This is a genomic window from Vibrio sp. 070316B, assembly GCF_013114115.1.
Lineage (GTDB): Bacteria > Pseudomonadota > Gammaproteobacteria > Enterobacterales > Vibrionaceae > Vibrio > Vibrio chagasii_B.
In genome coordinates, this window is record NZ_VTYC01000018.1 from 62,174 (window position 1) to 75,963 (window position 13,790).

The 13,790-nt window shown below is 43.8% G+C and carries 12 protein-coding genes; 7 read left to right on the plus strand and 5 right to left on the minus strand.

Annotated features, from left to right (window positions below; genetic code table 11):
* Nucleotides 1-70: 70 nt before the first annotated feature.
* Both F0251_RS14695 and asnB read left to right on the plus strand, forming a co-directional pair.
* The gene (locus tag F0251_RS14695; protein ID WP_171731243.1) at nucleotides 71-1,657 is read left to right on the plus strand and encodes a cation:proton antiporter family protein; all 1,587 of its coding nucleotides are present in this window, start codon (nucleotides 71-73) and stop codon (nucleotides 1,655-1,657) included.
* Between the two features lie 233 nt (nucleotides 1,658-1,890).
* Nucleotides 1,891-3,561 carry an asparagine synthase B gene (gene asnB / locus F0251_RS14700; protein WP_061034164.1) on the plus strand — a complete coding sequence of 557 codons (1,671 nt, stop codon included), beginning with the start codon at nucleotides 1,891-1,893 and terminating at the stop codon, nucleotides 3,559-3,561.
* Nucleotides 3,562-3,647: 86 nt separating this feature from the next.
* Here the strand turns inward: asnB and rfaH are convergent, their stop codons facing one another.
* A complete protein-coding gene (rfaH, locus tag F0251_RS14705; protein ID WP_171731244.1) occupies nucleotides 3,648-4,154 on the minus strand; it encodes a transcription/translation regulatory transformer protein RfaH in 507 nt (168 codons plus the stop codon).
* Nucleotides 4,155-4,656: 502 nt separating this feature from the next.
* Here rfaH and F0251_RS14710 point away from each other — a divergent pair.
* Nucleotides 4,657-6,054 carry a peptide MFS transporter gene (locus F0251_RS14710; RefSeq protein WP_171731245.1) on the plus strand — a complete coding sequence of 466 codons (1,398 nt, stop codon included), beginning with the start codon at nucleotides 4,657-4,659 and terminating at the stop codon, nucleotides 6,052-6,054.
* Nucleotides 6,055-6,147: 93 nt separating this feature from the next.
* Here the strand turns inward: F0251_RS14710 and hemH are convergent, their stop codons facing one another.
* From hemH to htpG, 3 genes are all read right to left on the minus strand, one after another.
* A complete protein-coding gene (hemH, locus tag F0251_RS14715; RefSeq protein ID WP_116871764.1) occupies nucleotides 6,148-7,110 on the minus strand; it encodes a ferrochelatase in 963 nt (320 codons plus the stop codon).
* Between the two features lie 276 nt (nucleotides 7,111-7,386).
* Nucleotides 7,387-8,031 (minus strand): adenylate kinase, encoded by a 645-nt coding sequence (gene adk, locus F0251_RS14720; protein ID WP_061034168.1) that lies wholly within the window; start codon nucleotides 8,029-8,031, stop codon nucleotides 7,387-7,389.
* 387 nt (nucleotides 8,032-8,418) lie between these two features.
* Nucleotides 8,419-10,323, minus strand: a complete 1,905-nt coding sequence (htpG, locus tag F0251_RS14725) for a molecular chaperone HtpG (protein ID WP_116871763.1) — start codon at nucleotides 10,321-10,323, stop codon at nucleotides 8,419-8,421.
* A gap of 269 nt (nucleotides 10,324-10,592) precedes the next feature.
* On the opposite strand from htpG, the gene F0251_RS14730 reads away from it, so the two are divergent.
* The 4 genes from F0251_RS14730 (at nucleotide 10,593) to F0251_RS14745 (ending at nucleotide 13,215) form a co-directional block, all read left to right on the plus strand.
* Nucleotides 10,593-11,504, plus strand: a complete 912-nt coding sequence (locus F0251_RS14730) for a transcriptional regulator (RefSeq protein WP_061034170.1) — start codon at nucleotides 10,593-10,595, stop codon at nucleotides 11,502-11,504.
* Nucleotide 11,505: 1 nt separating this feature from the next.
* A complete protein-coding gene (locus tag F0251_RS14735; protein WP_008223800.1) occupies nucleotides 11,506-12,021 on the plus strand; it encodes a regulatory protein ToxS in 516 nt (171 codons plus the stop codon).
* A gap of 109 nt (nucleotides 12,022-12,130) precedes the next feature.
* Complete coding sequence (locus F0251_RS14740; protein WP_171731246.1) at nucleotides 12,131-12,886, plus strand: sulfite exporter TauE/SafE family protein; 756 nt, start codon at nucleotides 12,131-12,133, stop codon at nucleotides 12,884-12,886.
* Nucleotides 12,887-12,903: 17 nt separating this feature from the next.
* A complete protein-coding gene (locus F0251_RS14745) occupies nucleotides 12,904-13,215 on the plus strand; it encodes a SelT/SelW/SelH family protein (RefSeq protein ID WP_162884335.1) in 312 nt (103 codons plus the stop codon).
* Nucleotides 13,216-13,239: 24 nt separating this feature from the next.
* Here the strand turns inward: F0251_RS14745 and yfcE are convergent, their stop codons facing one another.
* On the minus strand, nucleotides 13,240-13,785 hold the full coding sequence (gene yfcE, locus F0251_RS14750; protein WP_102424341.1) for a phosphodiesterase: 546 nt from the start codon (nucleotides 13,783-13,785) through the stop codon (nucleotides 13,240-13,242).
* Nucleotides 13,786-13,790 lie beyond the last annotated feature (5 nt).

The window sequence follows — 13,790 nt, forward strand, 5'->3', positions numbered from 1 at the left end:
GATTTTCCGCGGGCCGTGTTTGTAAAAACACGGCCCGTTTTTTTAAGCTAGGGAACTACAACAACAAGTTATGGAACTTATATTAATATCCACTGCGTTTATCGCAGGATTTATTGCTTTAAAATGTCATCTTCCGCCACTGGTTGGTTTTTTGGTTGCGGGATTTGGGCTTTTTGCCTTTGGTTTCGAAACGAATGACACCATCATTACCTTGGCTGACCTCGGTGTCACCCTGCTCCTATTCACCATCGGCTTGAAGCTAGATATCAAAACCCTACTCTCTAAAGAGATCTGGGCTGGCGCGACAATACATAACCTTTTATCCACTCTGTTTTTTGCCGTCGCCCTATTTGGTTTTAAGTTCCTTGGCATTTCGTCACTGGCAGCTATGTCAGTCGAGCAGATTGTTCTACTCGGCTTCGCCCTATCATTCTCGAGTACCGTATTTGCGGTAAAGACTCTTCAAGAGAAAGGCGAAATGAATGCGACCTACGGTACATTGGCGATTGGTATCTTGGTCATGCAAGATATTTTCGCGGTGGTATTCCTAACGGCCTCGACAGGTAAAATACCAGAGTGGTATGCAATTGCGCTATTTGCCCTACCTTTATTACGCCCACTGTTCTACAAAATACTTGATTGGGTTGGACACGGCGAAATGTTGGTTCTTTCCGGCATCTTCTTCGCATTAGTCGTCGGTGCTGGTTTATTCCATTTGGTTGGTGTTAAGCCAGACCTAGGCGCTCTTGTTCTAGGTATGCTGCTTGCTGGTCATCCAAAAGCCTCAGAGTTATCAAAATCGCTGTTTAACCTTAAAGAGCTTTTCCTTGTCTGTTTCTTCTTGAACATTGGTTTGTCAGAGCAACCAACCATTCAAGGCGTTATGCTTGCAATCTTGTTCTTGCTGATGCTGCCAGTGAAAGGTGTTCTCTACTTCTTGGTGCTTAACCGCTTCAAGTTCCGTGTTCGAACGTCTCTACTTGCCTCTTTATCACTGTTTAACTACAGCGAATTTGGCCTCATCGTTGGTGGCCTAGCCTTCAAGATGGGTTGGATGTCTGGCGATATCCTAGTTGCCGTCGCGATTGCGGTTTCACTGTCTTTCTTAATCGCTGCACCTTTAAATCGAGCTGGTCACAAGCTTTATCAGCAGTCAGGTAAATGGCTAAAAGAGCATGCCTCAGAAAAGCTTCACCGACGCGATAAGCGAATTGACCCTGGTCGTGCCCAAGTGCTTATTCTTGGTATGGGCCGAATTGGTACTGGTGCTTATGACGAATTACGCTCTCGCTATGGCAAGGTAAGTTTAGGTGTCGAAGTTCGTGAAGAAGCAGCACATAACCACAGAAGCCACGGTAGAAACGTGATTTCTGGCGACGCGACTGACCCAGACTTCTGGGAGCGCATCTTAGATACAGCGAATGTAAAGCTGGTTATCTTAGCCATGCCACATCACCAAGGTAACCAGACCGCTTTAGATCAACTAAAGTCACGTAACTTTAAAGGACAGATCGCAGCTATCGCAGAATACCCTGATCAACTCGAAACCTTGAAAGAGAATGGTGTTGATGCCGCATTCAATATCTACAGCGAAGCCGGTAGTGGTTTTGCTCGCCATGTTTGTGAGCAATTAAACCCAAACATCAACAAAATCTAGCCTAAATCCCTCTCAGAAAAACCTCTCAAGGCTGTGAATTTTCGCACTTTTGAGAGGTTTTTGTATAAAAAAGCAACCGCATTTAGATACCAAACACCAAAACGACAAAATAATTAAATAATTTCTAACATAACACCCTTTATATTATTTTTTTGCTCACATCCGGTTGCTTTTTTTAGCCAGAATGGCAAATTGAATACAGTTGATTTAGAAATTATTTAAAAGGAAGTTCTATGTGTTCAGTATTTGGCATTCTCGACATAAAAAGTGATGCCGCAGCACTTCGCCCTATCGCTTTAGAAATGTCTAAAAAGCTTCGTCACCGTGGACCAGATTGGTCTGGTATCTATGCAAGTGACAAAGCAATCCTTGCTCACGAGCGTTTAGCTATCGTTGGTCTAAATAGTGGTGCTCAACCGCTATACAGCCAAGACAAGAAACACATTCTTGCGGTAAACGGCGAAATCTATAACCACAAAGAACTTCGTGCTCGCTATGAAGATAAGTACCAGTTCCAGACCGACTCTGACTGTGAAGTTATCCTAGCGCTATACCAAGAAATGGGCGCAGACCTGCTAGAAGAACTAAACGGTATCTTCGCATTCGTTTTATACGATGAAGAAAAAGACGAATACCTAGTAGGCCGCGACCACATCGGTATCATCCCGCTTTACCAAGGCTACGATGAACACGGTAACTACTATGTTGCTTCTGAAATGAAAGCTCTGGTTCCTGTATGTAAGACCATCAGCGAGTTCCCTCCAGGTAGCTTCTACTCTTCGAAAGATGCAGAGCCACAACGTTACTATATTCGTGATTGGAACGAATACGCTGCAGTACAAGGCAACAGCACAAGCAAAGAAGATCTAACGGAAGCACTAGAAGCAGCGGTGAAGCGTCAACTAATGACTGACGTACCTTACGGTGTACTTCTTTCTGGTGGTTTAGATTCATCTATCACTTCAGCAGTCGCTAAACGCTTTGCGGCAATGCGCATTGAAGATGACGAACAGTCTGAAGCTTGGTGGCCACAACTGCACTCATTTGCGGTTGGCCTAGAAGGTGCTCCTGATCTTATCGCTGCTCGTGAAGTGGCAGACAAGATTGGTACCGTACACCACGAGATGACATACACCATTCAAGAAGGTCTGGATGCAATCCGTGATGTTATCTACCACATCGAGACCTACGACGTAACGACAATTCGCGCGTCTACGCCAATGTACCTACTTGCTCGTAAGATCAAAGCAATGGGTATCAAAATGGTACTGTCTGGTGAAGGTGCTGATGAGATCTTTGGCGGTTACTTGTACTTCCACAAAGCGCCAAACGCAAAAGAGTTCCATGAAGAAACAGTACGTAAGTTGCTGGCTCTAAACATGTTTGACTGTGCTCGTGCGAACAAATCACTAGCAGCATGGGGCGTAGAAGGCCGCGTACCATTCTTGGACAAAGAGTTCATCGATGTAGCAATGCGCTTAAACCCAGAAGACAAAATGTGTGGCAACGGTAAGATGGAGAAACACATCCTACGTGAGTGTTTCGAAGATTATCTACCAGACTCAATTGCATGGCGTCAAAAAGAGCAGTTCTCTGATGGGGTTGGCTACGACTGGATCGATACATTGAAAGCTACCGCTGAAGCGAAAGTAACGGACAAGCAAATGGAAACTGCGCAGTTCCGCTTCCCATACAACACGCCAACGACTAAAGAAGGCTACGCTTACCGTGAAATCTTTGAAGAGTTGTTCCCGCTAGAATCTGCAGCAGAATGTGTACCTGGTGGTCCATCTGTCGCTTGTTCATCAGCTAAAGCCATTGAGTGGGATGAGTCTTTCCAAAACTGTGTAGACCCATCAGGTCGTGCGGTTCAAGCGGTTCACAACGACGCTTACAACGCGTAAGCTCTCAGGCAAATTTGAGATACTAAAAAAGGCGCATTATGCGCCTTTTTATTTTAAGCCTAGGTGTATCACTTTTTAATGTAGAGTTACGCTTGAGCTTGCAGTGCTTCATTCTCAATGCTGATAGGCACCACCTGGCTGATCATCTTCACTAACATGATAGAGCGAGCCTCGCCATCTTTCTGGTGGAATATTGCTTCTATGCCTGCAAACTGACCACTCGTAATTTTCACAACCTGACCAGATTCGAACTCAGCACAGCACTCTTCGACATCATTGGTGCAATTCTTCTCAAGTTCTTTAAGCTCAAAAACCAAGTCGCCTTGTACTTCATGTGGTAGCGCTCCAAACTTAATGAAGTCCACTACGCCGCGTGTGGAACGAACGGTCGTAAAGCTTGGTCCTTGTTCATAATCAAATCGAACAAAAACGTATGAAGGGAACAGCGGTTCTTTGACTACCTTTTCTTTCCCTCTAACTACTTTTTCGACTTCTATTTGTGGGTAAAAGCACTCTACCCCTTGATTCTCTAAGTGCTGCTGAGCGCGTTTTTGATCGCCACGCTTACAGTAGAGTAAATACCAACGTTTCATTTAACTAGCCATTTTCTATTTTGGGGACATTTTACCACAAGCCTAAAACGGTTTAATTGCTATTAACTAAATGAATCTTAATAGCCACAAAATTATGCGTAGCAAACCAATTTATCAACAAAAAATTATAGATATAAAAGTGATTAAGCATTGTACAGAGTTCTATTGCCAATCAAAAGGTGCGCTTCTATGGCAGCATATACAGTCAAAAAATAAAACACACCGTTCCCTTTATCGGAGATAGGATACATAAAATTGATAACTCACGCCTTTAATATTCAAGAATTTTTTCAATAAGATCATTTAACAACCAGCTCAAATCTGGAAAATTAGTTTGCAGCACGCATTTTAAGGGCGACATTACCAACAAAGCATATAATTTTCATACACTTACAAAATGCAGGTTATCGTTACCATAAAATACCTCTATTGCAGATGTTTATCCCACTCTGTATACATAAGTAACTATAAAATCTTTTAATAACTAAAATTAGTAAAACTTATGCCAAGCAATCACAACATCTTTGGCCACCCTAGAGGCCTATTTCTACTTTTCAGCACAGAGCTATGGGAACGTTTCTCCTACTACGCTATGCGTGCGATTCTTGTTTTATTCTTAACAGATACAACAATCAACGGCGGGCTGGGTTGGTCAACAAAAGACGCACTCGATCTTTATGGTATCTACACTGGCCTGGTCTACATCACACCATTAATCGGTGGTTGGATTGCCGACAACTACCTAGGGCAACGTAAATCGATTCTAATCGGTGGCGTGCTTATGGCACTTGGTCAATTTACGCTGGCCCTACCTACTGGCTTTATGGGCTTAGACCAAGTAAGTGCACTTTACTTAGGTTTAGGGCTGCTTATCAGTGGTAACGGTATGTTTAAGCCAAACATCTCAACTATGGTTGGTGACCTTTACCAAGAAGGTGATAACCGTCGTGATGGCGCATTTACAATTTTCTACATGGGCATCAACTTAGGTGCACTATTAGGTGGTCTTATCTCTGGTGCTGCGGCTGAGTCATACGGCTGGAAAGCAGGTTTCCTAGCGGCTGGTATCGGTATGGTTATTAGCTTAATCATGCAAATGACGATGGCTCAATCATGGCTGGGTAATATCGGTTCTGTGCCAGCAGCTGCACGCGCAAAAGCTCTGAGTAAATCGAAAGAGAAAGCACCGCTAACTAAAGAAGAGTTCGATCGACTAAAAGTTATTCTGATCATGGGTCTGTTCGTGATTATTTTCTGGGCAGGCTTTGAACAAGCTGGCGGCCTAATGAACATCTACACTCAACAATATACAGACCGTATGATTGGTGATTTTGAAGTTCCGGCTGCGTGGTTCCAATCTCTAAACCCATTCTTCATCATTACACTTGCACCAATCATTGCTGCATTCTGGGTGAAGTTAGGTAAGCGTGAACCAAACTCACCGGTTAAATTTGCGATGGCTCTGTTCTTCTTGGCGCTAGGCTTCGTTTGCATGATGGGCGCGGTAATGGAGCAAGGTGGTGACCTTACAGTTAAAACTTCGATGCTGTGGTTAGTAGGTGCATTCTTCTTCCATACACTTGGTGAGCTTTGCCTATCTCCTATCGGCCTATCGTTAGTGACTAAGCTGGCACCGCTACGTTTAGCATCACTAATGATGGGTGCATGGTTTGGTTTCAACGCTATTGCAAACTACGTAGCTGGCCTTGTGGGCTCTCATGTAGGTGAACTAGGCGCGATGGCAATCTTCAGTGGTATTGCAATTACAGCAACGATCAGCGGCATCTTACTACTTCTTTGTGCTGGTAAGCTTGTATCTTGGATGCACGGCGTAGAGAGCAACATGACGCTAGAGCCTGAACCAAAAGAAGAGCGCACTGCAGAAACTTCTGTTGCTTAATATCTCATATCGTTCAGTGTCTAATAGACGCTAGAACACATTCAAAAAAGGGCTGCTCATTGAGCAGCCCTTTTAGTATTTATTTAGCCGATATTAACGGTGAATCTCTACCAGTTCAGCCATCATGTCGATATGCGAATCTCTGTCGTTAAGACACATGATATAGCTAAAGTCAGAACCACCAGCGTCAATGAAAGTTTCCTTGCACTGATCTGAAATCTCTTCCAGCGTTTCTAAACAGTCCACCGAGAAAGCTGGAGCCATGATATCAATCTTCTTGATGCCTTTGCTTGGCAATGATTCAAGCGTCTCATCGGTATATGGCTTTAACCACTCTTCTCGACCAAATCGAGACTGGTAAGTCATGGTGATATCGTCTGCAGATAAACCAAGCTCCTCAGCGAGTAGCTTAGTTGTCGCTTCACAATGTTGAGGGTAGATATCCCCTTCATCTGCCAATCGCTTCGGAATGCCGTGGAAAGAGCAAACCAAATGATCCGCTCGGCCATTTTTCTCCCAATGACTACGAACACTCTCAGCCAGTGCTTTGGTGTAGCTCGGGTGTGCGTAGTAGTCACGGATAAAACGGTAGCTTGGAATAACAGGCATCTGTTTAAAGGCTTTGGTTAAACCATCAGAAACCGCAGCAGTGGTGGTGCCTGAATACTGAGGATACAGAGGCAGTACGATGATCTCCTCAACGCCCTGCTCCATCAGCTGCTCAACGCCCGCTTTTAGACTTGGGTTGCCATAAGTCATACCTAAGGCGACAGGCATCTCTAACTTCTTCTGTAACTTTTCAGCTTGTCTTTGAGAGTACACAAGCAGTGGTGAACCGTCTTCCATCCAAACAGATTGATAAAGCTTGGCTACTTTAGGTGAGCGAATCGGTAAAATCACCCCGTGCAAGATTGGGCACCACAGCCAGCGCGTTAGGTTAACAACTCGCTTGTCGTGCAAGAATTCACTCAAAAATCGACGAACGCCAGCCGGGGTCGCAGAATCTGGCGTACCTAAATTCACCAGTAAAACACCCTGCTTTTTATTATTTTCCATAGATACCTGAGACCAATATGTGATTTTGTAGAGAGTAATATACTAATCTGCTTAAGTTTAAGATCATTGCTTGTCGCTAAATGTCTAAATAATCATTTGAGCGTGAGGTTTCACAACGTCAACTTTAGATGATGGATACTCTTTTCAAGACTTACTGCCTTGGGTAGAGGACTCATCATTGCCTTAGATTGGTATCGTACTAAAAATTGAGACAAAAAAAAGCGACCTTTAAGGTCGCTTCCAATATATCAAATTCTAAAACTGGCTGTTAGCCAATTATGCTAGTGCTTTCTCAAGTTCTGCACTAACTTCAGCAACTTGCTTAGTACCGTCAAACTTAAGGTACTTAGTGTTACCTGCTTCAGCTTCTTTACCGTAGTAAGAGATTAGCGGCGCTGTTTGCTCGTGGTACACGCCTAGACGAGCACGAACTGTTTCTTCTTTGTCGTCATCACGTACAACTAGCTCTTCACCAGTTACGTCATCTTTACCTTCTTCTTTTGGTGGGTTGTACACAGTGTGGTATGTACGACCTGAAGGAAGGTGAGCACGACGACCAGCCATACGCTCAACAATCACATCGTCAGCTACGTCGAATTCAACAACGTAATCTACAGCGATACCCATTTCTTTTAGGCCATCAGCTTGTGGGATTGTGCGTGGGAAACCGTCTAGTAGGAAACCTTTCTCACAGTCATCTTGAGCGATACGCTCTTTGATAAGACCAAGGATAATTTCATCAGAAACTAGCTGACCAGCGTCGATTACTGATTTTGCTTGCTTACCAAGCTCAGTACCCGCTTTGATAGCAGCACGTAGCATGTCACCAGTTGAAATTTGAGGGATACCAAATTTGTTCATGATGAAGTTAGCTTGAGTGCCTTTACCCGCGCCAGGAGCACCTAGAAGAATGATGCGCATGTTTAATCCTCTTATAAAATTATGATTTATACCGAAGCTCACTATCCAACCTTCCTAGTTCATCGGTTAGATAAACAGAAAGCGTTAAGTAACCGTTGAGGTTAAGCAAAACTGCAAATAGAAGCAAAACGGTAAGTTTCGGTATAACGTTTAAAAATCATACAACTGGAATGAATTGGATCCTAATCCAGCTGATTAGGTCGAGCATTCTATCACATTAATATTCAATTTGGCTGAATTTACGACTAAAGAATGCATCGCCTCATTTTGTTGTGACGATAACGGTGACGTCGACCACGTTTAACACATTTTCAACGACGTTCATTAAAAAAGCCCGCATTTGCGGGCTTTTAATTACAATTCGTGGTTTAGCCCAAAGTCGAAAGACTAACGCTTTGTTAGTAGCTCGTTGATTGCACCCAAGAATTGTGACGGATCTTCCATAGAGCCTTTTTCAGCCAGCATCGCTTGACCAAGTAGTAGCTCAACCCAACGACCGAACGCTTGCTCATCGGCTTCATCAGCCATTTGTTTCACAAGTGCGTGCTCTGGGTTAATTTCAAAGATGTACTTAACTTCAGGTGCAGCTTGGCCTGCCGCTTCAAGAAGCTTCGCCATTTGCGTACCCATTTCGAAATCGTCAGTGACAACAACAGCAGGTGTGGTTGCGAGTTTGAACGTAGTACGGACTTCTTTAACACGATCACCTAGGTAAGATTGAGTGCGCTCAACAACAGACTTAAACTCTTCTTCAGTCTCTTTTTGCTTCTCTTTCTCTTCTTCGCCTTCAAACTTGCTTAGATCTAAGCCAGCTTTTGTGATCGATTGGAACTGCTTGCCGTCGAAATCGGTTAAGTAGTTCATTACGTACTCATCGATGCGATCGTACATCAGCACCACTTCAATACCTTTTGCTTTAAACTGCTCCAAGTGTGGGCTGTTTTTAGCTGCTGCGTAGCTATCTGCTGTCAGGTAGTAAATCTTATCTTGGCCTTCTTTCATACGCTCAACGTAAGATGCTAGGCTGATTGTCTGGTCTGCAGAATCAACTTCTGTAGATGCGAAACGAAGAAGACCTGCGATCTTCTCTTTGTTTGCCATGTCTTCCGCTGGGCCTTCTTTCATTACAAGGCCAAACTCTTTCCAGAATTCTAGGTACTTCTCGTTGTCATTTTTCGCCATGCGCTCAAGCATTGTAAGTACACGCTTAGTACATGCACCACGAAGAGACTGAGTCACCTTGTTATCTTGAAGGATTTCACGCGATACGTTCAGTGGTAGATCGTTTGAGTCAATCAGGCCGCGCACGAAACGCATATAAGATGGCATGAACTGCTCTGCGTCATCCATGATGAATACACGCTGTACATAAAGTTTCAAGCCGCTCTTGTGGTCACGGTTCATCATATCCCAAGGTGCTTTAGCTGGGATATAAAGCAGGCTTGTGTAATCGTTCTTACCTTCAACCTTGTTGTGGCTCCACGTTAGTGGATCAGCAAAGTCGTGAGATACATGCTTGTAAAACTCTTGGTACTCTTCTTTCTCAATGTCTGACTTGTTACGAGTCCAAAGCGCTTGAGCTTTGTTAATCTGTTCCCAATGTTTCTCTTCGGTGTCTTTACCTTCGTCATCTTTAACCGCAGTTAAGATAGAAACAGGGATACCAATGTGATCAGAATATTTACCAATCACTTCGCGCAGACGCCATTCATTTAAGAACTCTTTACCGTCTTCACGCATATGAAGAATGATGTCAGTACCACGAGACTCTTTAGTGATGTCTTCGATTGTGTAATCGCCTTCACCTGCAGAGTGCCATTGCACGGCTTCATTGCTTGCAAGGCCTGCGGCACGTGTGCGAACCGTTACCGCATCAGCAACGATGAATGCTGAGTAGAAACCAACACCAAATTGACCAATCAATTGAGAGTCTTTGCTTTGGTCTTCAGATAGCTTTGAGAAAAAGTCTGCTGTACCTGATTTAGCAATGGTACCTAAATGTTCAATAACGTTGTCACGGCTCATGCCGATACCGTTATCAGAAATCGTTAACGTATTTGCCTCAGCGTTAAATGACAGTTTTACACCGAGGTCTGCGTCGCCTTGATAAAGTTCGCCGTTTGATAGTGCTTGAAAACGAAGCTTGTCAGCCGCGTCAGATGCGTTAGAGATCAGCTCACGTAGAAAGATTTCTTTATTTGAATACAGTGAGTGAATCATTAGATGAAGTAGTTGTTTTACTTCAGATTGAAAGCCACGAGTCTCTTTATTTTGCGTTGCTGTTTCGCTCATTTTTACTCCAAAACATCTATACTTTATGTTGAAAACTACAGGGGCGGGATACGTAATGCCGCTCTGATGTTCATTAACATGAGGATGACAATTGTAAATTCAAGGTCAAAAATCATAAAAACACTGTTTTTTTGATCTGTTTTTATTATCCTTGAGTCTCATAAATATAAAAGAACATAAAAGAAGTCATGATTTGGTGAAGATTTGAATAAATTTCACCTCAGATTTGTCTATTTCGCACTCAAAATAACCCAAAGTAGAAGAATTCAATGAGCAATATCGGCACAAAGTTTATTCTCGCGCAGCGGTTCGTATTCGATCCAAACAGCAACTCACTTGTTGACCAAATGAGCGACGGCGAAGTCGTACGCCTTGGCAGTAATGAAAGCCGCATTCTCCTAATGCTGTCGGAAAGACCCAATGAAGTTATCACTCGTAATGAATTACATGAATATGTTTGGCGTGATCAAGGTTTTGAGGTTGATGACTCAAGCCTAACTCAAGCCGTTTCAACACTACGTAAAATGCTGAAAGATTCAACGAAATCTCCAGAGTTCGTTAAGACTGTGCCTAAACGCGGTTATCAATTTATCGCAACCGTTGAACGCTCAGCGCCACTTTCATCAAACGACCAACCTGCTGCAGTTGAAATTGCCGAAAATGACGTAGAACCAAGCTTAACGTTTGCAACGGCATCTGTGGCGGAAGACGTTGTTTCTGAGACTCGCCTGCCAGAGCCTGTATCTAAAGTTCAAGAAACCACGGTTTCCGTTGAGCCGCAGCAAGTACCACCAGCTACAGACACGAAGAACAGTAACAAGTGGTTAATCCTTGGTTTGCTGTTTGCCGCTGTCATGATGCCAATTATGGTGCTCACCTTTACCAATCCAGCGGAATCTGAATTCCGTACATTAGCAGAAGTCGATGGTGTAAAAGTTCAGTCACCAATTAATCATCCAGACCTTACCAGCTGGCTGCCTGCTATTGAGAAGTGTGTATTACGTTACAACACCAATCACACTGGTATGCTGAAACCAACTGAAGTGATTGCGACAGGTGGGCAAACTAACAACTTAGCCCTCAACTACATTCACCCGCAAGAATACTCTAGCGAAAACATTACTCTAAGAATTTATGCAAACCAGTCGGACGTAGACGACATTTGTAAAGGTGGCCAGTAACATGAAATTAAAAGTATCTATTATCTTACTGGTTCTTTCTGCTTTTCTAAGTGGTTGGTTGTATTGGGGTAGTGACGCAAAAGTAGAGCGCCTACTTACCTCACATGAGTGGCAATCAAAAATGGTGACGCTGATCAGTGATACCAAGCAAGCGGATTCAATCGGCCCACTGCGTAAAGTTGAGCTGTCATCAAATGCTAAGTATCTACCAAACGGCACATATCTGAGAATGTCGGTGGTTAGGTTATACGGCACACAAACCGCACCAGCTAACGTAATCAACATTTCAGAGACGGGTCAGTGGGATATCAACGACAACTACCTACTGGTTTCGCCAACTGAGTTTAAAGATGTGACATCGGCTCAGCGCCAAGACTTCTCTCAAGAGCAACTAGAGCTTATTACTCAAGTAATCAAGATGGATGCAGAGCAAAGTCGTCGCATCGATATTGTTAACCCGAAAGCACTGCTACTGACTAGCTTAAATCACGGTTCTACCGTGTTGTTTTCAAACTAACATTGGATAGCTATTTACGACATATCGATGGATGAATACCATTCACGATAAACCTAAAGAAGGGGCATGAAGCCCCTTTTTGTTATCTTAAACTCAAAGATAAAACTCTATGGATTGGATAAACTCACTCGCCTTATTCTTTGGCTCATTAGTCGCCAACACGCTTGCCTCTTTATCAGGTGGCGGTGCTGGGCTTCTACAGTTCCCTCTTCTCATCTTTCTAGGACTGCCCTTTTCAGTTGCACTGGCTACCCACAAAGTCGCTAGCGTCGCTCTCGGCTTAGGTGCTGCATATACCCATATCAAGAGTGGCATGTTAAGTTGGAAAATTTGTATCTACCTAATTATCGTCGGCAGCATTGGAGTGGTCGTTGGCGCGAATATCGTACTCATGATCCCAGATGCCATTGCACAGAAACTGCTTGGCGCAATGATCTTAGCACTGGGCGTTTACTCACGACTAAAGAAACAATTGGGTCAAGAAGAGCAGCTTAAAAACCGAGACATAAAAGGTTGGATAATTGGTGGGGTTGGACTTGCACTCATTGGCATCATCAACGGTTCACTCACTGCCGGATCTGGTCTTTTAGTTACCCTATTTCTAGTTCGTTGGTTTGGTTTTACTTATAAACAAGCCGTCGCATTAACCATGATATGTGTCGGTTTGTTCTGGAATGGCATCGGTGGTATTGCCATTGTTCAAGCGGGTGCACCAATATACTGGGTATGGTTACCCATATTACTGCTGAGTTCATTCATTGGTGGGAGCTTAGGCGCTGTTCTGGCAAACCGCTCGAGTAATCAACTCGTCAAAACGGCTTTCGAAATATTGACGTTTGCCGTCGGCATCAAACTATTGCTTTAGAATTTTCAAGGTTATCTATGAATACAGAGTTAGATCAAAACAACCCTACCGTGGCAAAAGCAACAATAGCGATACACTACTGCCGTCAATGTAATTGGATGCTTCGCTCAAGTTGGTTGTGTCAGGAGCTGCTTCATACCTTCAGCGAAGAGATTGAACAAGTCAGTTTAAACCCAGATACCGGTGGACGATTTGAGATCTTTTGCAATGGGATACAGATATGGGAAAGAAAAGCGGACGGCGGCTTTCCTGAAGCGAAAGTTCTGAAGCAAAGAGTGAGAAACATCATTGCTCCAGACAGAGACCTCGGCCACGTGGATTCAAAATAAACCCATGACGGCCAGTTCTATGATTTAAAGCTGGCCGCTAACCAGTACATCGCCGTCAAGGCTGATCACTTTGAAGGTACCATTCTCGTAGATACCATAGCTTGCTGCATGCCCTTCTCGTGGGAACGTCACCGAGCTAGGGTTAAAAATGAAGATGTCATCTTGGTACTCAGCAACTGGGATATGGGTATGGCCATGAGCAATGATATCACCCGCTTTCAGTGCTGGTCGTTTCGTTGTGTTATACAGGTGACCGTGAGTTAAGAAGATACGTTGGCCTGACTCTAGTAACACCCATGAGTAATCCATCATCATTGGGAAAGAGAGCAGCATCTGATCGACTTCGCTGTCGCAGTTACCACGGACAGCAATGATCTCTTGGGAGAACTCGTTCAGCTTGTCTGCAACAGCAGGCGGGTTGTAACCCTCTGGAATCGGATTTCTAGGGCCATGATTCAGAATGTCTCCCAGTAGGATTAAATATTGGGCACCCGAAGCTTGGTATAGCTCTAATACCTTTTCTGTTGCTGGTAGCGAACCGTGTAGGTCTGAAGCAAAAAATAATTTCACACGTA